This window comes from Amycolatopsis sp. FBCC-B4732, from assembly GCF_023008405.1.
GTDB classification, from domain to species: Bacteria; Actinomycetota; Actinomycetes; order Mycobacteriales; family Pseudonocardiaceae; genus Amycolatopsis; species Amycolatopsis pretoriensis_A.
On sequence record NZ_CP095376.1, the window covers coordinates 6,241,347 to 6,260,401 of the forward strand.

At 72.0% G+C, this 19,055-nt stretch carries 21 protein-coding genes; 9 read left to right on the plus strand and 12 right to left on the minus strand.

Annotated features, from left to right (window positions below):
• Nucleotides 1-44: 44 nt before the first annotated feature.
• A complete protein-coding gene (locus MUY14_RS27220) occupies nt 45-854 on the minus strand; it encodes a CoA transferase subunit A (RefSeq protein WP_247013185.1) in 810 nt (269 codons plus the stop codon).
• Between the two features lie 177 nt (nt 855-1,031).
• On the opposite strand from MUY14_RS27220, the gene MUY14_RS27225 reads away from it, so the two are divergent.
• From MUY14_RS27225 to MUY14_RS27240, 4 genes are all read left to right on the plus strand, one after another.
• The gene (locus MUY14_RS27225; protein WP_247013187.1) at nt 1,032-3,110 is read left to right on the plus strand and encodes an alpha-galactosidase; all 2,079 of its coding nucleotides are present in this window, start codon (nt 1,032-1,034) and stop codon (nt 3,108-3,110) included.
• A 106-nt stretch (nt 3,111-3,216) separates the two neighbouring features.
• Nucleotides 3,217-4,104 carry an SGNH/GDSL hydrolase family protein gene (locus tag MUY14_RS27230; RefSeq protein ID WP_247013189.1) on the plus strand — a complete coding sequence of 296 codons (888 nt, stop codon included), beginning with the start codon at nt 3,217-3,219 and terminating at the stop codon, nt 4,102-4,104.
• A gap of 9 nt (nt 4,105-4,113) precedes the next feature.
• Nucleotides 4,114-5,046 carry a D-glycerate dehydrogenase gene (locus MUY14_RS27235; protein WP_247013191.1) on the plus strand — a complete coding sequence of 311 codons (933 nt, stop codon included), beginning with the start codon at nt 4,114-4,116 and terminating at the stop codon, nt 5,044-5,046.
• Nucleotides 5,043-6,164 carry a glycerate kinase gene (locus MUY14_RS27240; protein ID WP_247013193.1) on the plus strand — a complete coding sequence of 374 codons (1,122 nt, stop codon included), beginning with the start codon at nt 5,043-5,045 and terminating at the stop codon, nt 6,162-6,164. The genes MUY14_RS27235 and MUY14_RS27240 overlap by 4 nt, the downstream gene beginning before the upstream one ends.
• A 54-nt stretch (nt 6,165-6,218) precedes the next feature.
• Here MUY14_RS27240 and MUY14_RS27245 read toward each other — a convergent pair whose 3' ends face one another.
• A complete protein-coding gene (locus tag MUY14_RS27245; RefSeq protein WP_247013195.1) occupies nt 6,219-6,512 on the minus strand; it encodes an iron-sulfur cluster biosynthesis family protein in 294 nt (97 codons plus the stop codon).
• Nucleotides 6,513-6,593: 81 nt separating this feature from the next.
• The gene (locus MUY14_RS27250) at nt 6,594-7,004 is read right to left on the minus strand and encodes a hypothetical protein (RefSeq protein WP_247013197.1); all 411 of its coding nucleotides are present in this window, start codon (nt 7,002-7,004) and stop codon (nt 6,594-6,596) included.
• A gap of 149 nt (nt 7,005-7,153) precedes the next feature.
• On the opposite strand from MUY14_RS27250, the gene MUY14_RS27255 reads away from it, so the two are divergent.
• The 4 genes from MUY14_RS27255 (at nt 7,154) to shbA (ending at nt 9,397) form a co-directional block, all read left to right on the plus strand.
• A complete protein-coding gene (locus MUY14_RS27255; RefSeq protein WP_247013199.1) occupies nt 7,154-7,627 on the plus strand; it encodes a GtrA family protein in 474 nt (157 codons plus the stop codon).
• Nucleotides 7,628-7,765: 138 nt separating this feature from the next.
• Nucleotides 7,766-8,119, plus strand: coding sequence for a YidH family protein (locus tag MUY14_RS27260; protein ID WP_247013201.1), 354 nt, complete (start codon nt 7,766-7,768; stop codon nt 8,117-8,119).
• Between the two features lie 70 nt (nt 8,120-8,189).
• Nucleotides 8,190-8,486 (plus strand): DUF202 domain-containing protein, encoded by a 297-nt coding sequence (locus MUY14_RS27265; protein WP_247013203.1) that lies wholly within the window; start codon nt 8,190-8,192, stop codon nt 8,484-8,486.
• 254 nt (nt 8,487-8,740) lie between these two features.
• Complete coding sequence (gene shbA / locus MUY14_RS27270; protein WP_247013205.1) at nt 8,741-9,397, plus strand: RNA polymerase sigma factor ShbA; 657 nt, start codon at nt 8,741-8,743, stop codon at nt 9,395-9,397.
• Nucleotides 9,398-9,428: 31 nt separating this feature from the next.
• On the opposite strand, the gene MUY14_RS27275 is transcribed toward shbA, so the two are convergent.
• The 3 genes from MUY14_RS27275 to MUY14_RS27285 are packed head-to-tail and all read right to left on the minus strand — an operon-like array spanning nt 9,429 to nt 11,589.
• The gene (locus tag MUY14_RS27275) at nt 9,429-10,280 is read right to left on the minus strand and encodes an amidohydrolase (RefSeq protein ID WP_247013207.1); all 852 of its coding nucleotides are present in this window, start codon (nt 10,278-10,280) and stop codon (nt 9,429-9,431) included.
• Nucleotides 10,277-11,245: an aldo/keto reductase gene (locus tag MUY14_RS27280; protein ID WP_247013209.1), complete on the minus strand. Its 969-nt coding sequence runs from the start codon at nt 11,243-11,245 to the stop codon at nt 10,277-10,279. The genes MUY14_RS27275 and MUY14_RS27280 overlap by 4 nt, the downstream gene beginning before the upstream one ends.
• 5 nt (nt 11,246-11,250) lie before the next feature.
• Nucleotides 11,251-11,589, minus strand: coding sequence for an L-rhamnose mutarotase (locus MUY14_RS27285; protein WP_247013211.1), 339 nt, complete (start codon nt 11,587-11,589; stop codon nt 11,251-11,253).
• 80 nt (nt 11,590-11,669) lie between these two features.
• Here MUY14_RS27285 and MUY14_RS27290 point away from each other — a divergent pair, with 80 nt between their 5' ends.
• The gene (locus MUY14_RS27290) at nt 11,670-12,389 is read left to right on the plus strand and encodes a FadR/GntR family transcriptional regulator (RefSeq protein WP_247013213.1); all 720 of its coding nucleotides are present in this window, start codon (nt 11,670-11,672) and stop codon (nt 12,387-12,389) included.
• Between the two features lie 61 nt (nt 12,390-12,450).
• Here the strand turns inward: MUY14_RS27290 and MUY14_RS27295 are convergent, their stop codons facing one another.
• From MUY14_RS27295 to MUY14_RS27320, 6 genes are read right to left on the minus strand one after another with little or no spacing between them, the layout of a single operon-like run.
• The gene (locus tag MUY14_RS27295; protein WP_247013215.1) at nt 12,451-13,464 is read right to left on the minus strand and encodes an ABC transporter permease; all 1,014 of its coding nucleotides are present in this window, start codon (nt 13,462-13,464) and stop codon (nt 12,451-12,453) included.
• Nucleotides 13,461-14,984 carry a sugar ABC transporter ATP-binding protein gene (locus tag MUY14_RS27300; protein WP_247013217.1) on the minus strand — a complete coding sequence of 508 codons (1,524 nt, stop codon included), beginning with the start codon at nt 14,982-14,984 and terminating at the stop codon, nt 13,461-13,463. Before MUY14_RS27300 ends, MUY14_RS27295 begins: the two co-directional genes overlap by 4 nt.
• Nucleotides 14,981-16,012: a sugar ABC transporter substrate-binding protein gene (locus MUY14_RS27305; protein WP_247025256.1), complete on the minus strand. Its 1,032-nt coding sequence runs from the start codon at nt 16,010-16,012 to the stop codon at nt 14,981-14,983. The genes MUY14_RS27300 and MUY14_RS27305 overlap by 4 nt, the downstream gene beginning before the upstream one ends.
• 40 nt (nt 16,013-16,052) lie before the next feature.
• Nucleotides 16,053-16,799 (minus strand): SDR family NAD(P)-dependent oxidoreductase, encoded by a 747-nt coding sequence (locus MUY14_RS27310; RefSeq protein ID WP_247013219.1) that lies wholly within the window; start codon nt 16,797-16,799, stop codon nt 16,053-16,055.
• On the minus strand, nt 16,792-18,096 hold the full coding sequence (locus MUY14_RS27315) for an enolase C-terminal domain-like protein (RefSeq protein ID WP_247013221.1): 1,305 nt from the start codon (nt 18,094-18,096) through the stop codon (nt 16,792-16,794). The genes MUY14_RS27310 and MUY14_RS27315 overlap by 8 nt, the downstream gene beginning before the upstream one ends.
• A gap of 2 nt (nt 18,097-18,098) precedes the next feature.
• Nucleotides 18,099-18,950 carry a fumarylacetoacetate hydrolase family protein gene (locus tag MUY14_RS27320; protein WP_247013223.1) on the minus strand — a complete coding sequence of 284 codons (852 nt, stop codon included), beginning with the start codon at nt 18,948-18,950 and terminating at the stop codon, nt 18,099-18,101.
• Between the last annotated feature and the right edge of the window lie 105 nt (nt 18,951-19,055).

Below are 19,055 nucleotides of genomic sequence, written 5' to 3' on the forward strand. Positions count from 1 at the left end.
GGGACGGGGGTGGCTCGGTGGCGGGGGAAGGGTGCGGGTCCGGCTCATGCCGTCACCCCCGTCAGGTTGTTCAGCCACTTCGTGAACTCCTCGCGGTCGCGGCCCACCGCGTCCCATGCCTGGTACGCCGCGTTGTCGCGCTCGTAGTACCCCGCCGCGTACGACGGCTTCGCGCCGCCCGGGACCTCGGCCACCGCGGTGACCGCCCAAGATGGGAGGACCACCGCGCCCGGGCGGGGCTCCAGCTCGTCGATGATCTCCTCGACCGTCACGATCGAGCGCTTCGCCGCCAGGACCGCTTCCTTCTGGACGCCCGTGATGCCCCACATCTGGACGTTGCCCGCGCGGTCGGCGCGCTGGGCGTGGACGATCGTCACGTCCGGGTTCAGGGCCGGGACCGCGGTCAGCTGCTCGCCGGTGAAGGGGCACGTGATCGGCTTGATCGTGTCCGTCTGGGCCGGGAGGTCCGTACCCGTGTAGCCGCGCAGGACCGCGAACGGCAGGCCTGATGCGCCGGCGACGTAGCGGTTCGCCATGCCCGCGTGGCTGTGCTCCTCGATCTCCAGCGGGACCGGCCAGTCGTGCTGGACGGCGTCGCGGAAGCGGTGCAGTGAGCCCACTCCCGGGTTGCCGCCCCACGAGAAGATCAGCTTGCGGGCGCAGCCCGCGCCGATCAGCTGGTCGTAGACGATGTCCGGGGTCATCCGCACCAGCGTGAGGTCACGCTTGCGCTGCCGGATGATCTCCTGCCCGGCCGCCACGGGGATGAGGTGCGTGAAGCCCTCGAGCGCGACGGTGTCCCCGTCGTGCACCAGCCGGGCCACGGCCTCCTCGAGCGACAGCAGCTCCGCCATCACGTGCTCCAAACTGTTCGCATCACGCACACTCGTTCTGCAACCGAACATAGCACGCCTCCCGGCCCCCGAACAGCCGTCTTCCACCCAATGGATGACGCACGTACAGCGAAAGCTCGGCCGATCCGGATCAGCCGGGAGCCGTGCGGAAGCTTGGTCGTGCCTACGCTCGGACGCATGTCGCTCGTCGAACACGACCCCGCGCACCGGCTCTGGCTGCTGCGCACCCCCGAGAGCTCGTACGCGTTCCGGCTCGACGCCGACGACCGGCCGCGGCACGTCCACTGGGGCCCGCCGCTGACACCGGCCCAGGCCGCGCAGGTCGCCGCGCGCCGCAACCCCGCCGACAGCAGCTTCGACGAGCCGGGCGACGAGCGGCAGGAACTCCCGGCCGAGGGCGGCGCGTTCTTCGGCGTCGCGGCGCTGGCCGTGCGGTACGAGGACGGCACGTCGGCGCTCGAGTGGCGCTACGCCGGGCACACCGGCACCGAGGACTCCCTGGTCGTGCGGCTCGCCGACCGACACTACCCCCTGGAGCTCTCGCTGCACTACCGCGTCCGCGGCAACGTCGTCGAACGCTGGACGTCACTGCGCGCGGACGAGCCGGTTTCCCTGCTGCGCACGGATTCCGCGGCGTGGACGCTCCCCCGCCGCGAAGGCGCCCGCCTGACGCGGACGTCGGGTGCGTGGAGCGCCGAGCACGGCGTGCTGCGCGAGCCGCTGCCGGTCGGCGAGACGACGTTGACCAGCCGCCGCGGCGTCTCCAGCCACCAGGTCGACCCGTGGGTGATGCTGGACGCGGGCGATGCCACCGAGACGGCGGGCGAGGTCTGGAGCACCGCGCTCGCCTGGAGCGGGAGCTGGCGGATCACCGTCGAGCGCACGCACACCGGGCGCGTGACGTGGACCGGCGGGTTCGGCCACGAGAACGTCGCCTGGCGGCTGCGGCCCGGCGAAACCTGGGAGACGCCGGTGTTCGCCGGGCTCTACGCGGCCGACGGCTTCAGCGGGACGAGCCGGCGCTGGCACGCCTACGTCCGCGAGTTCGTCCAGCCACACCCCGGGGAACTGCGGCCGATCGTCTACAACTCGTGGGAAGCGACCGGGTGGGACGTCGACGAGAAGACCGAAACCGAGCTGGCCGCGGCCGCCGCGCAGCTCGGCGCGGAACTGTTCGTGATGGACGACGGCTGGTTCGGTGCCCGCACCGGTGACGCCGCCGGGCTCGGCGACTGGACCGCGAACGCACAACGCTTCCCGGCCGGGCTCAAGCCCCTGGCCGACGCCGTCCACGCGCACGGGATGCGGTTCGGGCTGTGGGTCGAGCCGGAGATGGTCAACCCGGACAGCGACCTCTACCGCGCGCACCCGGACTGGGTGCTGCACATGGCGAACCGCGAACGCACCACGCTCCGGAACCAGCTCGTGCTGAACTTCGCGCGCGCGGACGTCGCCGGGTGGGCGCACGAGTGGCTCGACCGGCTGGTCGGCGAGCACGGCATCGACTACCTCAAGTGGGACATGAACCGCGCTTTCACCGAAGCCGGCTGGCCGGGCGGGGAGGCCGGGCGCGTGTGGGTGGACCACGTCCGCGCGGTGCACGCCATCCTCGACCGGCTGCGCGCCGGGCACCCCGCGTTGCGGATCCAGGGCTGCGCGGGCGGCGGCGGGCGCACCGACCTGGGGATCCTCGCCCGGACCGACGAGATCTGGGCGTCCGACAACACCGACGCCGCCGACCGGATCACCATCCAGCACGGCTACGGGCAGCTCTACCCGGCGGGCACGATGTCGGCCTGGGTCACCGACAGCCCGAACCCCACCACCGGCCGCGAAGCGCCGTTGAGCTTTCGGTTCCACGTCGCCATGGCGGGCGTGCTCGGCCTCGGCGGCGACCTGCCTCGCTGGTCCGCCGCCGAACTGGCCGAAGCAGCGGAGCTTGTCGCGCTGTACAAGGAAATCCGGCCGGTCGTGCAGCACGGCGAGCTGTACCGGCTGGCGGATCCGGCGACCTCGGCGTTGACCGCGGTGCAGTACGTGCTCGGCGGCGAGGTGGTCGTCTTCTTCTGGCGACGGCCCACGGAGTTCGCGCGGCCGTTCACGCCGCCGCGGCTCGCCGGGCTCGACCCGGCGGGGCGTTACCGCGACTCCGGCGGTGTCGTGCACGACGGCGCGGTGCTGCTCAGCCACGGCCTCGACGTGGGCTTCCCCGGCAGCGGGTACGCGAGCGCGGTGGTGCGGCTGACCAGGGCCTGATTACCCACGTCGATCGGACTGGCCGGAGCGGGTGACGTCGATTGACTTTTCACCGGACGCGAGCTGAATGTGAAAGTCCTTCACCACGCTCGCCAACGGAGGCAGCATGCGCAAGCGCCTGTCCGCTCTGCTCGTCGTGCCCGCGCTCGCCATGCTCGCCTTCGCCGCTCCGGCGTCGGCGAGCACGAGCTACCACGAGTACGTCGCACTCGGTGATTCCTGGACCGCCGACGTCTTCGTCACCCTCCCGCCCACCACGCAGTACACGCCGCTCGACTGCGCGCAGTCCACTTCGGACTACCCGCACGAGCTGGCCGGCGCGCTCGGCGTCGAGACGTTCCGCGACGCGAGCTGCGGCGGCGCGACGACGACCGACTTCACGCAGCCGCAGAAGCTGCCGCTGGGCGGGACGAACCCGCCGCAGTTCGACCGGCTCACCCCGGCCACGGACCTGGTGACCGTCGGCATCGGCGGCAACGACATCGGGCTCGCGGCGGCCGTGACGAAGTGCCTCAACCTGCTCCCGGTCAGCACCTGCAAGGCGAAGTTCACCGCCGGCGGCGTCGACCAGCTGGAAAACGCCGTCACGGCGACGGAGCCGAAGATCGCCGCGGCGCTGCGGGGCATCAAGGACCGGTCGCCGAACGCGCGGATCCTGCTGGTGAACTACCTCGCCGGGCTGCCCGCGAGCGGCAAGGGGTGCTGGCCGGTGATCCCGGTCGCCGACGGCGACATCGCCTACCTGCAGGCGAAGTTCCTCCAGATGAACGCGATGCTCGCGCGGGTCGCCGCGGCCAACGACGTCGAGCTCGTCGACACCTACTCCCCCACGCTCGGCCACGACGCCTGCCAGGCGCCCACCGTGCGGTACGTCGAAGGCCTGATCCCGGTTTCGGTGAGCAACCCGCTGCTGCTCGCCTTCCCCTTCCACCCCAACGGGGCGGGCGCGGCGGCGCAGTCGGAGATCGTTCTCGGGGCCGTTCAGGGGGACTAGGCTGCCGGGGTGGCCAAGATCGTGGTGACCCGGTGGATTCCCGACGACGCGGTGAAGCTCCTCGCCGAAGCGGGCGAAGTGGTGGTCTCGCCCGCCGACCGCCCGCTCACGCCGGAAGAACTGCACGAGTTCGTGGCCGGCGCGGACGCCGTGGCCGGGATGCTGCACGATCGGCTCGACGGCGCGTTCGCCGACGCCGCCGGGCCGGGCCTGAAGGTGGTCGCGAACGTCGCGGTCGGCTACGACAACGTCGACGTCCCGGCGCTGGCCGAGCGCGGCGTGGTCGTGACGAACACGCCGGGCGTGCTCACCGACGCGACCGCCGACCTCGCCTTCGGCCTGCTGCTCGCCCTCACGCGGCGGCTCGGTGAAGGCGAACGGCTGCTGCGCTCGCGCACGCCGTGGTCGTTCCACCTCGGCTTCCTGCTCGGCTCGGGCCTGCAGGGCAAGACGCTCGGCATCGTCGGGTACGGCCAGATCGGGCGGGCGATGGCGAAGCGGGCCGAGGCGTTCGGCATGGAGATCGTCCATTCGGGACGGCCGGGACGCGGTTCCGTTTCCTTCGAAGAACTCCTGGTGCGCTCGGACGTCGTCTCGCTGCACTGCCCGCTGACGCCCGAGACGCGGCACCTCATCGACGCGGCCGCGTTGCGGGCCATGAAACCCGGCGCCTACCTGGTGAACACCACGCGCGGCCCGGTCGTCGACGAAGCCGCGCTGGCCGACGCGCTCGAAGCCGGGGAGATCGCCGGGGCCGCGCTGGACGTGTTCGAGAAGGAACCCGAGGTCGAACCGCGGCTGCTCGGCCGCGACGACGTCGTGGTGAGCCCGCACCTCGGGTCCGCGACGGTCGAAACCCGCACCGCGATGGCCGTGCTGGCCGCCCGCAACGTCGCGGCGGTGCTCGCCGGGCGGGACCCGCTGACGGAGGTGAAGCCGTGACCCGCGTCGTCGTCGCGCCCGACAAGTTCAAGGGCAGTCTCACCGCGGTCGAGGCCGCGGAGGCCATCGCACTCGGCGTCCGGGATGCCTTGCCGGACGCGGAAGTCGTCTCCTGCCCGGTCGCCGACGGCGGCGAAGGCACCCTCGACGTCCTCGAAGCGGCGGGCGCCCGGATCGTCCGGCTGTCCGTCCGCGGCCCGCTCGACGAGCACGTCAAGGCGCGGTACGCGGTGCTCGACGGCACCGCGTACGTCGAATCGGCGCGGGCGTGCGGGATCGAATTCGTCGACCCCACCCCGGAAACCGCGCTGGCCGCGCACACCTGGGGCGTCGGCGAACTGCTGATGGACGCGCTGATGCACGGCGCGAAGCGGCTCGTGCTGACGGTCGGCGGCACGGCGAGCACCGACGGCGGCGCCGGGATGCTGGGCGCGCTCGGCGCCGGTGTGCTGGACGCGTTCGGCGCGCCGGTCGGGCTGGGCGGCGCGACGCTGACGCGGGTCGCGTCCACCGAGCTGGCGCCGGTGCGCGAACGCCTCGAGGGCGTGCGCGTCGCGGTCGCGACCGACGTGACGAACCCGCTGCTGGGCCCGTCGGGGGCCGCCGCGGTGTTCGGGCCGCAGAAGGGCGCGCGGGAAGAAGAGGTGGCAATTCTCGAAGAAGGACTCGGCCGGTGGGCGCACGCGCTGCAGGTGGGCGGGGCGCCGGACGTCTCACGCGTGCCGGGCGCCGGTGCCGGTGGCGGGGTCGCGGCCGGCGCGATCGCCGGGCTGGGCGCGACCGTGGAATCGGGCTTCGACCTGATCGCCGGGCTGACCGGGGTCGACGCCGCCGTGCGGGGCGCGGACCTGGTGATCACCGGGGAAGGGTCGCTGGACGAGCAGAGCCTGAACGGCAAGGCGCCGGCCGGGATCGCTTCCCGGGCCGAGGGGATTCCGCTGCTGGTGCTCGCGGGGCGGATCCAGCTCGACGACGCCGGGCTCGCGCGGCTGGGCGTCGTCGGGGGCAGCGCGTTGATCGATCACGCTTCTTCGGTGGAGGAGGCGCAAGCGAATGCGCCGGAACTGCTGCGGGCTTGCGCCGCGCGGCTGGTGCGGGAGTGGCGCTCCCGCGGGTGACACAACCGGGCGAACGGACCTCTCGCGACGCTGCGAAAGGCCCGTCCGCCGCGGTCAGCTCGTGTGCTGGGGCAGCACCGCGAAAGCGACTCCGCCCGCTTCGTCCTCTTGGACGTCCAGCACCTTGTCGTCGAGCAGCGCCGCCGCCTGGGGTTCGAGGAACACCTTCGGGCCCTCGTCGACCCCGAGCACGCTGTCGCCCTCGGCGGGTTCCGGCGCCACCGACAGGGCCAGCTGGGCGCTTTCGCCGTCGGCGTTCTGGACCGCCAGGCGGAGCCCGGCGTCGCCCTCACCCTGGCTGGTCAGCGCGGTGATCGCCTCGGCGGCGGCTTCGGTCACGGTCAGCATCTTCGGCCTTCCCTTCGTCGCGGTCCGATGCACTGGTGCCCCACGCTAGGGGCGCCCGGACGGACGCGCAGTCTGAGCGGATCAGCCCTGCCGGGCCGCGCGGATGGCGTCGGCGACCGAGCCGCCGGCGTAGTCCGCCTGTTCGCCGGGGTCCGGGTCCGCGTGCCGGTGCGGCACCTCGTCGTCCGGGGTCACCTGCTCGTAGTCCGGCGGGGCGTCCTCGATCGTCTCGTCGAGCTCCGCCGCCGGCGTCGCCGCGAGCGGGCGCTCCGGCACCGGCTCCGGTTCGGCGTCCGGCTCCTCTTCGGCCAGGCGCTGTTCGATCGGCTCGCCCTCCCGGATCTCGCTCGGCGTCGTGCCGAAGCGGTCCGCGGCGCTCCAGTGCTCCGGTGGCTCGACGCCCGCTTCGAGCGGATCCACGCGCAGCTCGTCTTCGTCCAGCGCTTCGCTGGGGCTCAAGCTGTCCGGTTCGACCGAGTCACGGTCACTCACCAGTCGTCTCCTCGCGCTCGGAACTCGTCATCCCCGGTGACCTACCCCGGACGTCGGGGGCCCGAAACCCCGGCGGTGTCACCGGGATCACATTTCTTCAACTGCTTTAACACATTCACAAGTTTGTGAACGCAGGGTAGGTTGGGATCATGGCCACCACCAGGTGCGCACCGGATCACCGGCTGCTCGCCGCCGACCCGGACCGGCACCACGAGCTCGGCACGCACGCCGCGTGGTACGTCGTCGCCGGCGTCGTGACGACCGGGGTCCAGGCGCTCCTCTTCCTCCTGCTGCGCGACGAGCTCGGCTCGCAAGTCGCGAACCTGGTGGCGATCGCGCTCACGACGGTCGGCAACACGGAGTTCCACCGCCGCGTCACCTTCGCCGGACGGCCCAGCAACGCCGGGAAGCGGCACCTGCAGGACTTCATCACGTTCGCCTTCTACGCCGGCTACGGCTCGGCGGTGCTCGCACTGCTCGACGCCCTCGTCGACCGGCCGACGTCGTGGGAGGAAACGGGCACGCTGCTGCTGGCCAGCTTCGTCGGTGGGTTCGTGCGGTTCGCGGTGCTGCGGTGGTGGGTGTTCGCGCACCGGGCGGCGGCGCCGGCGCACAGCGCCTGACCCGGCCCGGCGCCGCGTGATCCGGCCGCCGCGTACGAGACGCACCACCCGGCGGCCCCTGCGGCGATCCCAGGGCCCCACGTGGGTGCCCGCACACCGGCCAGCCACCGCCGCACTCAGCGGCTAGCGTCTGCAGGCGTGGCCTCGGACGACATCAAGCCCCACGCCGGAGGCGCTGAACCGGACTACCGGTTCACGCTGGCGAACGAACGCACCTTCCTCGCCTGGGTCCGCACCGCCCTCGGCTTGCTCGCCGGCGGCGTCGCCGTGCACCAGCTGGTGCCGTCGCCGGCCGCGGCCAGTGCCGTTCTCGCCGGGTTGTGCGTCGTGCTCGCCGCCGTTCTCGCCGCGACCGCGTACCCCCGGTGGCGGCGGGTGCAGGTTGCGATGCGTGCCGGAGAGCCACTGCCGCGGAGCCGGCTGATCCTCGTGCTGACCGGCGGCCTGCTGACCCTCATCGTCGCCGCCGCGGTGCTGCTGGCCGTCTCGTGACGCCGCGAATACCGCTGCTTCGCGATTATCGCCAGGTCAGAAATACCGTCATGCGCCCCCGGACCGGGTCGTGACGCCCACCCGCGGCGCCCAAGCCGAGCGCACCGGCCTCGCCTGGCGGCGCACCGCGCTGGCATCTGCCGCCTGCACGCTACTGCTCCTGCACGCCGCCGCCCAGCGCCATTGGGGGGTCGCCCTGGTGCCCGTACTGCTGTCCGCGGGGACGTCCGCCCTGCTAGCGGCCATCGGAACGTTGCGCGAACGGTCCTTGCGGGCCCCCGAACCGGGGCCGGCGCACCCCGCGCTGCCCGCGATCGCGTCGCTCGCCGTGACTGCGACTGCCACTTCCGTGGCGTTCCTCCACTGACGGGTGAAGTCGGCACATCCTGAAACCGATTAATCGCAATGTGCGGGGTCTGGTCGCGGGAACATCACGGTCGATGCTGCGAACGGGGTATTGGTCGTTGAAATCTGGACTGACCGCCATCGAGGTGCTTACGATTACCCAGCGTCGCACGGATTGCAGATCAACCCGGGTCTCCCGGAGTATCTGCAACCGGAAAGTCACGGAGAGTGGAGCCCCCCGGCAGCGGCGGTCGAGGGTCGGCCGGGGAGACGACCATGACAGCACCGCCGCAGACCACCGCGGAACCCGCTTCCGCCGTTCGCGATTATCGCACTCCGGAGTCATTGCCCAGGCCCGGCGGGCGGCTCACCAAGGAGGATCTCGACCCCCTGGTGAAGGACGCGGGTGAGGGGAACCCCGCGGCGGTCCACTCCCTGCTCCAGATGATCGAGCCGGTCGTGGTCCGCTACTGCCGCGCGCGGATGGGCGGGCGAGACCTCTCCTACCTCTCGGCCGACGACGTCGCCCAGGAGGTCTGCCTCGCGGTGTTGAAGGCCCTTCCCGATTATCAGGACCGGGGCGGGTCGTTCCTCTACCTCGTGCACGCGATCGCGGCCAACAAGGTCGCCGACGCCTACCGCGCCGTCGCCCGCGACCGCTCCGAGCCCGTCCCCGAACTCCCCGAGCGCCCGCTGGTCGCCGGCAACGAGCCGGAGACCCACGCCCTGCACCTCGACCTCGGCGCGCGCCTCGGCCGCCTCCTCGCCTCGCTCCCGCGGGTGCAGCAGGAGATCCTGACCCTGCGCATCGCCGTCGGCTTCTCCGCGCAGGAGACCGCCGAAGCGCTCGGCATCTCGCCGGGCAACGTGCGCGTGACGCAGCACCGGGCCCTGACCCGCTTGCGCGGCATGATCGGCGACGACGAGTTCTGAGCTTCCCGAGCGGCGGGCGGGGAAACCTCTTTTACCCCCTGGAAGAGGTCTCCCCGCCCGCATCCACGTCGTAGACCGCCCGCGCGTTGTGCTCGAAGACGGCCAGCCGCTCCGCGTCCGACAGCCCGCCGGTGAGGGCGACGGCCGCGTCCACGACGAGCTCGTAGGACGCCGCCAGTTCGCAGACCGGCCAGTCCGAGCCGAACAGCAGCCGGGACGGGCCGAACACGTCCAGCACGTGGTCGACGTACCGGCGCAGGTGACCGACCTCCCATCCGGTCCAGTCCGCCTCCGTGACCAGGCCCGAAAGCTTGCACACGACGTTCTCGTGCGCGGCCAGCGCGGCCACCCCGGACGCCCACGGCTCCCACTCCCCCGCCGCGATCGGCGGCTTGGCCGCGTGGTCCAGCACCAGCCGCAGCTCCGGCAGCCGTGCCGCCAGGGAGGCGGCCGCGGGCAGCTGCCCGACGCGCACGAGCAGGTCGTAGGTCAGCCCCGCCGACGCCACCGCGCCCAGCCCGGCCAGCACCGGGGGCCGCAGCAGCCACTCGTCGTCCGGTTCGGTCTCCACCTGGTGCCGGATCCCGACGAGCGGCCCGGTCGACGCGGCCAGCCGGTCGGCGACGCCGGGGGCTTCGAGGTCCACCCAGCCGACCACGCCCGCGATCACCGGTTCGGCCTCGGCCGTCGCGAGGAACTCCTCGGTCTCCTCGGCCGAGGAGGTCGTCTGCACCAGGATCGTCGCATGCACGCCGGCCGCCTTCGTCACCGCACGCAGGTCGTCGACCGTGTACGGACGGCGGATCGGGTCGAGGGCCGCCCCCGCCAGCCACGGGTATTCGCGCCGCGACGGGTCCCAGAGGTGGTGGTGCGCGTCGATCATGAGACTCCTTCGGCGATGACGACGTCGGCCCGCAGCAGGCCCGCGTCGACGAGTTCGGTCCACAGCCGAGGGGGCACGACCGCCCTGGCCCGCCGCGCGTTGACGCTGACCTGCGAAGGATCGTGCGCGCCGACGACGACCGACGCCACCGCGGGGTGCGCCATCGGCAGCGCCAGCGCCGCTTCCGGCAGCTCGACGCCGTGCCGCGCGCAGATCGCGGCGATCCGGCCGGCCCGCTCGACCAGCTCCGGCGGGGCGTCGGCGTAGTCGTAGACGCGGCCCGGCTCGGCCGTCGCCAGGATGCCGCCGTTGAACGCGCCGCCGGCGACCACCCGGACGCCGCGGTCGAGGCAGAGCGGCAGCAGCTCGTCGAGCGCCGGCTGGTCCAGCAGCGTGTAGCGGCCGGCCACGAGCAGGACGTCGAGGTCGGTGCGGCGGACGAACTCGGTGAGCATCGGCGCCTGGTTCATCCCGGCGCCGAACCCGCCGATCACGCCCTGCTCCCGCAGCTCGCGCAACGCGGGGAAGGCGCCGCGCAGGGCTTCCTCGAAGTGGTCGTCGGGGTCGTGCACGTAGACGACGTCGACGCGGTCGAGCCCGAGCCTCACCAAGCTGTCCTCGAAGGACCGCAGGACGCCGTCGCGGCTGAAGTCCCAGCGGCGCCGGTACGCGGCGGGGACGGCGAAGCCCTCGTCGTCCTGCCGCCCGGCGCCGTCCGGGTCCGGTTCGAGCACGCGCCCGACCTTCGTCGAGAGCACGAACTCGTCGCGGGGGTACGAGCGCAAGGCCGCGCCGAGGCGGGTCTCCGAGAGGCCGAGGCCGTAGTGCGGCGCGGTGTCGAAGTACCGGATGCCCTCGTCCCACGCGCGGTGCACGGTCGCGGCCGCCGTCTCGTCGGTGATCGCGTGGTAGAGGTTGCCCAGCTGCGCGCAGCCGAGGCCCAGCGGGGAGAGGGGGAGTTCCAACGCCGTCACTCCTTCACCGGCAGTTCCCAGACCAGCCCGATGCCGGTGTCGTCGCCGGAGTAGTCGTCTTCGACGGCCAGCAGCTCGGCCATCCTCGCCTGCCACGGGACGTTGGCGGGGTGGTCCCGCAACGCCGCGCGCATCGCCGCGTAGTCGTCCACTTCGACGACGTGGAAGAGGTCGAGACCGTTACGCCAGATCCGCCAGGTGCGGACGCCGGCTTCGCGCAACGCCGTGTCCAGCCCGGGCGGGATGACGGCGTGGACGGACTCGTACTCGGCCTCCTTGCCCGGCTTCAGGCGGGTATGGAGCGCCACTCTTTGCGGTGCGGGCTGGTGGGTCATCGCCACTCCTTCGCCGGAACATGGCACGCTGGGGAGGAACACCGAAACATCCGAGGTCTGGTGCAGGGAGGACGGACGCGATGCCCGTCACCGATGTCGCGATCGACAAGATCAAGGACATGATCATCTCCGGCGAGCTGGCGCCGGGCGACCGGCTGCCCAAGGAGGCCGAGCTGGCCCAGCGGCTCGGGCTCTCGCGCAGCTCCCTGCGGGAGGCCGTCAAGGCGTTGTGCCTGATCAGGGTGCTCGACGTCCGCCAGGGCGACGGCACGTACGTCACCAGCCTCGAGCCGAACCTGCTGCTCGACGCGATGACGTTCGTCGTCGACTTCCACCGCGACGACACCGTGCTCGACTTCCTCGCCGTGCGGCGGATCCTGGAGCCCGCCGCGACCGCGCTGGCCGCGCTGCACATGAGCGACGACGACATCACCGAGCTGGGCCAGCTGCTCGGTGAGCTCGAGGACTCGCCGACGGTCGAGGCGCTGGTCGCCAACGATCTCCAGTTCCACCGCAAGATCGCCGACGGCTCCGGCAACCCGGTGCTGTGCTCGCTGCTCGACAGCCTCTCCGGGCCGACCGCGCGCGCCCGCATCTGGCGCGGCCTCACCCAGGAGGGCGCGGTCGCGAAGACGCGGGAGCAGCACTCGGCGATCTACGAGGCCATCGCGGCGCGCGAGCCGGAACTGGCGCGCTCGTGGGCGACCGTGCACGTCGCGGGCGTGGAGCAGTGGCTGCGCAACGCCCTGGGCACCGCGGACGACCCGACCACGCCGGACCTCACCGCCGAAGCCTCCTGACACACTCACCTCCTGCGCGTCGCGGCGGTCCATGGAACGTCGGATGATCACCTGACCCGCGTCAGGTCTGGGGCTTTCCCCCGGCGTACCGGGCGATGATCAGCGCCACCAGGATGATCGCGCCGTAGATCGCGCCCTGCCACTCCGCGCGGACGTGCGCGTAGTTCAGCAGGCTCGACACCGACGACAGCAGCAGGACGCCGGTCAGCGCGCCGACGAGCGTGCCCTTGCCGCCGTCGAGCGAGACGCCGCCGATCACCGCCGCCGCGAACACCTGCAGGATCAGCCCGGAGCCCTGGTTCGCGCCCAGCGCGCCGACGTAACCGGTGTACGCGAGCCCGCCGATCGCCGCGAGGATCCCGGCGACGACGAACACCGCCCACGCGATCCGGTCGACGCGGACGCCGGCCGCCCGTGCGGCTTCGCGGTTGCCGCCGATCGCGTACAGCGCGCGGCCGACGCGGTGGTAGCGCAGCACCCAGCCGGCGGCCGCGAACAGCGCCGCAGCCAGCCAGACCGACATCGGCAGGCCGGCGAACGTCGTCGTGGCGAGGTTCGTGAACGAGTCCGGCAGGTTGAACAGCGTCTTGCCCTGCGTCGACCCGACCTGCACACCGCGCAGCACGGTGAGCATCGCCAGGGTGACGATGAAGGCGTTCAGCTTCAGCTTCACGATCAGGAAGCCGTTGACGAACCCGACCAGCGCCCCGCACAGCGGGATGATCAGGAGGCCGATAGCCGCGGGCAGCTCGACGCCGAAGCCGGCCGACGCCGCCGGGATCACGACCATCGCGCCCAGCGCCGGCGCCAGGCCCATCGTGGATTCCAGCGACAGGTCGAACTTCCCGGTGATCAGCACCAGCGACTCGCCCAGCACGACCAGCGACAGCGCCGCCGACGCGGTCAGGATGCTGACGATGTTGCTCCAGCCGACGAAGGTGTCGTCGACCAGGCCGCCGATCACGAACACGACGATCAGCGCGGGCAGCAGGGCCAGTTCACGCAGCCAGCCGGCCTTCCGGCGCCGGGGTGGCGCGGGCAGCTCCGTCTGCGGGGAGGTCATCACGTCGGTCACGAAAGCTCGACTCCTTCGATGTCGGCCACGAGGTCGCCGTCGGACCACCCGGCCTGGTGCTCGGCGACCACGGACCCGGCGCGCAGCACCAGGACCCGGTCGCTCAGGCGCAGGTCGTCGAGCTCGTCGCTGACGATCAGCACCGCCTTGCCCTCGGCGCGCACCCGGTCGACGACCGCGAGCAGCGCCTCCTTCGACTTCACGTCCACCCCGGCGGTCGGGTTGATCAGCACGACCACGCGCGGGTCGCTCAGCAACGCCCGCGCCAGGACGATCTTCTGCTGGTTGCCGCCGGAAAGGTCGGACACCGGCTGCTCGGCGCTCGCGGCCACGATGTCGTAGTCCTTCAGCGCCTGCGACGCCTTCGCGAACCTCGTGCCCGGCGAAGCGATCCCGCCGCGGCCCAGTTTGTCCAAAATGGACAGCGTGGCGTTGTCGGCGATCGAGTGCTCCAGCACCAGGCCCTCGTGGTGCCGGTCGCGCGGGACGCAGCCGATGCCCGCCCGCAGCGCCGCCGGGATGTCGCCCGGCCGCAACGGCTCGCCGTCGACGCGGACCGTGCCCGCGGACGGCGTCCGCAGGCCGTAGACCGTCTCGGCGACCTGGTGCTTCCCGCTGGCGTTGCTGCCCGCGAACCCGACCACCTCGCCGCGGTGCAGCCGGAAGGAGACGTCGGAGAAGCCGTCGCCGGACAGGCCGTCGACCGCGAGGATCTCCGGGGCGTCCGGTTCGAGGGACTCCCGCGTCGCGGCGTCGCGCACCGACAGGCCGCCGGGTTCGCCGGTCATCGCGTCGACCAGCTGCGCCTTGCCGACCTCGGCCACCGGCGCGGTCAGCACGTGCTTCGCGTCGCGCAGCACCGTGACGGCCTGGCAGACCTCGTACACCTCGTGCAGGTGGTGGGAGATGAACAGGAACGTCACCCCGCCCGCCTGCATCTGGCGCATCCGGTCGAAGAGCCGCTCGATGGCCTGGCTGTCCAGCTGCGCGGTCGGTTCGTCGAGGACGATGAACCGGGCGCCGTAGGACAGCGCGCGGGCGATCTCGACGAACTGCCGGTCCTCGACCGACAGCTCGCCGGCCGGGGTGTCGACGTCGACGTGCACGTCCCACGAGTCGAGCAGCTCGCGGGCCTGGCGCCGCAACGACTTCCAGCCGATCGCGAACCCGCCGCCCGCCTGCCGGTTGAGGAACAGGTTTTCGGCGACGGTGAGCTGCGGGACGACCATCGCGTGCTGGTACACGCAGGCGACGCGCGCCTTCCAGTCGTCCTGCCTGGTCAGCGCGGGGGCCGGCGCGCCGCCGAACTCGACGTGCCCGGTGTCGGTGGCGGACAGGCCGGTGAGGATGGAGACGAGCGTCGACTTGCCGGCCCCGTTGCGCCCGACGAGCGCGTGGGACTCGCCGGGGTGCACGGTGAGGCTGACGTCGTGGAGCGCCACGGTGGGGCCGTAGCGCTTCCCGACTCCGACCGCGCTGACCACCGGGACGGCGGATTCGCCGGCGGGCAGCGCGGTCACAGGTTGTTCCCCCACAGGGCCTTGTCGTCCACGTTGTCCTTGGTGATGACGGGCGCGGGCAGCTGGTCCTCGAGGATGCCGGGGCTGATCTCGACGATGGTGCTGTCGTGGTCGGTCGGGCCCGGCTTGAACGTCTCGCCCGCCATGGCCTTCTTCAGCCAGTACAGGCCGTACTTCGCGTAGGCGTCGGCCGGCTGGGACACGGTGGCGTCGAGCTCGCCGGCGCGGATCGCGGCCAGCTCCTGGGGGATGCCGTCGTTGGACACGAGCACGATGTGCTTCGGGTCCCCGACCGGGAAGAACAGGTTCTTGCGCTTGAGCGCCTGCTCGGTCGGGGCCAAGTAGACGCCGCCGGCCTGCATGTAGACGGCCTTGATGTCCGGGTTCGCGGTCAGCATGCTGTCCAGCCCGGAGGACGCCTTGTCGGCCTTCCACTCGGCCGGGATCTCCAGCACCTGGACGCCCGGGTACTTCGACTTCATGCAGTCGCGGAAGGCTTCCGAGCGGTCGCGGCCGTTGACCGAGGCGAGGTCGCCCATGATCTGCACGACCTTGCCGGACTTGACCTTCGCGCCGATCGCGTCGCACGCCTTGGTGCCGTACGCCTTGTTGTCGGCGCGCACGACCATGGCGACCTTGCCGCTCTCGGGGGCGACGTCGACCGCGACGACCGGCACGCCCTTGTTCTCGGCCTGCTTGAGCCCGGCGACGATGGCCGCCGAGTCCAGCGGCGTCACGACCAGGCCCTTGACGCCCTGGTTGAGGAACGTGCCGATGTCGGTGATCAGCTTCGCCGGGTCGCTGTCCGCGTTGACAGCCGGGAGGACGTCGACGCCCTCGGACTTGGCCATCTGCGGCACGTAGTTGTTGTAGGCCTGCCAGAACGGCGAGGTCAGCAGCGGCAGGGTCGCGCCGACCTTGCCGCCGGAGCCGCCCCCCGCCGCGGGCGCCGTCGCGTTGTCCTTGGTGGACCCGCAGGCGGCCAGTACCAGGCCGCAGACGGCGGCCGTGGCGGCCACCGTGATCACCCTATTGCGCACCGCATCCTCCTTGATGACAGCGAAAGTCCTACTGGGGTTGCACGGGGCCGCGCGGGCGCAGGCCGTACATGCCACCGTCGACCGCGAGCGCGGTGCCGGTGGTCGAAGCGGAAAGCGGACTGGCGAGGTAGACGACGGCGTTCGCGACCTCTTCGGCGGTGACCAGCCGGCCCATCGGCTGGCGCGCCGCGAGGGCCGCGCGTTCGGCCGCCGGGTCGTCGGCGGCGTCGAGCAGGCGGCCCACCCACGGGGTGTCCGCCGTGCCCGGGCACACGCAGTTGACGCGGATCCGGTCCGGCAGGTGGTCGGTCGCCATCGCCAGGGTCAGCGAGAGCACCGCGCCCTTGCTGGCCGAATACAGCGCGCGGTTGGGCAGGCCGGCCCAGGCCGCGATGGAGCAGGTGTTCACGATCGCCGCGGACGGCGAGTTCTTCAGGTGCGGCAGTGCGGCCCGGGCGAGCCGGACCATGCCGACGACGTTGACGTCGAACACGCGGTGCCACTCGTCGTCGTCGTTGGCCGAGACGTCGCCCTGCGCGCCGATGCCCGCGTTGTTGACCAAGATGTCGAGGCGCCCGAAGCGTTCCACGACGGCGTCGATCGCCGAGCGGACTTCGTCATCGGAGGAGACGTCGCAGCGGATGCCGTCCTCGCCGGGCTTCAGGTCGAGGGCCGCCACCCGCGCGCCGCGTTCGGCCAGCGAGGTCGCGACGGCCTTGCCGATGCCCGAGGCGCCCCCGGTGACGGCGGCCACCAGGCCCTCGAATTCACTCACTTGCGGTCTCCGTCCACTCGGGACCGTCCGGGAAGCGGAACCGGCGCAGCGTGGCGTCGTGCATGCGCGCGGAGAACCCGGGTGCGGTCGGGGCGAGGTACCGGCCGCGCTCGACGACGGCCGGGTCGGTGAAGTGCTCGTGCAGGTGGTCGACCCACTCGATCGAGCGGTCCGCGTCGGTGCCTGACACCGCCACGAAGTCGAACATCGACAGGTGCCGGACGAGCTCGCAGAGCCCCACGCCGCCGGCGTGCGGGCACACCGGGACGCCGAACTTGGCGGCCAGCAGCAGGATCGCGAGGTTCTCGTTGAAGCCGCCGACGCGGGCGGCGTCCAGCTGCAGCACCGAAATCGCGTTCGCCTGCAGCAGCTGCTTGAAGACCACACGGTTCTGGACGTGCTCGCCGGTCGCGATCTTGATGGGCGCGAGCGCTTTCGCGATCGCCGCGTGGCCGAGGACGTCGTCGGGCGAGGTCGGCTCCTCGATCCAGTACGGGTCGTACGGCGCGAGTTCGGTCATCCAGTCGACCGCGGCCCGGACGTCCCAGCGCTGGTTGGCGTCGACGGCGATCCGGATGCCGTCGCCGACGGTCTCGCGGGCCAGTTTCATCCGGCGGACGTCGTCCTCGAGGTTGCCGCCGACCTTGAGCTTGATCATCCCGAAGCCGTCCGCGACGGCCTGTTCGGCGAGCCGCACGAGCTTCGCGTCGGCGTACCCGAGCCAGCCCGGGGACGTGCTGTAGGCGCGGTAGCCGTGCTCTTCCAGCTGCTTGGCCCGCTCGGCCCGGCCGGGTTCGGCCCGGCGCAGGATGTCGAGGGCTTCGGCTTCGGTGAGCGCGTCGGACAGGTACCGGAAGTCCACCAGGGAGACGAGCTCCTCGGGCGTCATCCGCGCCGCGAACTGCCAGACCGGCAGGCCCGCGCGCCGCGCGGCGAGGTCCCAGGCGGCGTTGACGACCGCCCCGACGGCCATGTGCGCGACACCCTTTTCCGGGCCCAGCCAGCGGAACTGCGAGTCGCCGACGAGCGTGCGGGACAGGTCGCCGAGCGCGGCCGCGTCCTCCGGGACGTCCCGGCCGACGACGTGCGGGGCGAGCGCCCGGATCGCGGCGGCCTGGACGTCGTTGCCGCGGCCGATGGTGAACGCGAGGCCGTAGCCGTCCGGGCCGCCGTCGGTGTGCAGCACGACGTAGGCGGCGGAGTAGTCCGGGTCGGGGTTCATCGCGTCCGAGCCGTCGAGCTCCCGCGAGGTCGGGAACCGGACGTCGAGGACCTCCATGCCGATGATCTTCGCCATGGTCAGGCCTGCCTCGCGGTCTGGTGCTGCCGGCCGAGCCCGTCGATCTCCAGCTCGATCACGTCGCCGTCGCGCAGGTACGGCTTCGGGTCGGGCTGGCCGAGGGCCACGCCTTCGGGGGTGCCGGTGTTGATCAGGTCGCCGGGGCGCAGCACCATCACCTGGCTCAGGTGGTGGACGATCTCGGCGACGCCGAAGATCATGTCCTTGGTCGAGGAGTCCTGCTTCTTCTCGCCGTTGATCCACAGCCGCAGGCCGAGGTCCTGCGGGTCCGGCACCTCGCTCGCCGGGACCAGCGCCGGGCCGAGCGGGTTGAAGTTCTCGCACGACTTGCCCTTGTCCCACTGGGCGGTGCGGAACTGCAGCTCGCGCTCGGAGACGTCGTTCGAGACGACGTAGCCGGCGACGTGCTCCAAAGCTTCGTCCACGCTGTCGAGGTAGCGGGCGGTCTTGCCGATGACGACGCCGAGCTCGACCTCCCAGTCGGTGCTGACCGACCCGCGCGGGATCAGGACGTCGTCGGCCGGGCCGACCACGACGTCCGGCGCCTTCATGAAGACGACGGGCTCGGTGGGCGGCGTCGCGCCGGTCTCCTCGGCGTGGCGGCGGTAGTTCATGCCGATGCAGACGACCTTGCCGGGCTGCGCGATCGGCGAACCCACGCGCAGGCCGTCGACGTCCGCCTCCGGCAGTTCCCCGGCGGCGAGCGCGGCGGCGGTGCGCGCGATCCCGTCCGCGGCGAGGAAGCCGCCGTCGACGTCGGCGGTCAGCCCGCCCAGTTCGTAGGTGGTGCCGTCATCGGCCCGCACGAACGGACGCTCACTTCCCGGCTCTCCGAGGCGCACTAGCTGCACGGATATTCCCTTCACCCACACCGACCAGACATCCGATGTATATCGCAGTCGCAGGCCTCGATCCAGAGCCAGCGGCGAATCGGCCGGAAATTGGTCGGATCAGTA

What these genes read in the sequence shown, in the direction of transcription:
- MUY14_RS27220 (WP_247013185.1), bottom strand. Translation starts at nt 854, where the DNA reads ATGGCGGAGCTGCTGTCGCTCGAGGAGGCCGTGGCCCGGCTGGTGCAC.
- MUY14_RS27225 (WP_247013187.1), top strand. Translation starts at nt 1,032, where the DNA reads ATGTCGCTCGTCGAACACGACCCCGCGCACCGGCTCTGGCTGCTGCGC.
- MUY14_RS27230 (WP_247013189.1), top strand. Translation starts at nt 3,217, where the DNA reads ATGCGCAAGCGCCTGTCCGCTCTGCTCGTCGTGCCCGCGCTCGCCATG.
- MUY14_RS27245 (WP_247013195.1), bottom strand. Translation starts at nt 6,512, where the DNA reads ATGCTGACCGTGACCGAAGCCGCCGCCGAGGCGATCACCGCGCTGACC.
- MUY14_RS27255 (WP_247013199.1), top strand. Translation starts at nt 7,154, where the DNA reads ATGGCCACCACCAGGTGCGCACCGGATCACCGGCTGCTCGCCGCCGAC.
- shbA (WP_247013205.1), top strand. Translation starts at nt 8,741, where the DNA reads ATGACAGCACCGCCGCAGACCACCGCGGAACCCGCTTCCGCCGTTCGC.
- MUY14_RS27275 (WP_247013207.1), bottom strand. Translation starts at nt 10,280, where the DNA reads ATGATCGACGCGCACCACCACCTCTGGGACCCGTCGCGGCGCGAATAC.
- MUY14_RS27285 (WP_247013211.1), bottom strand. Translation starts at nt 11,589, where the DNA reads ATGACCCACCAGCCCGCACCGCAAAGAGTGGCGCTCCATACCCGCCTG.
- MUY14_RS27290 (WP_247013213.1), top strand. Translation starts at nt 11,670, where the DNA reads ATGCCCGTCACCGATGTCGCGATCGACAAGATCAAGGACATGATCATC.
- MUY14_RS27315 (WP_247013221.1), bottom strand. Translation starts at nt 18,096, where the DNA reads ATGGCGAAGATCATCGGCATGGAGGTCCTCGACGTCCGGTTCCCGACC.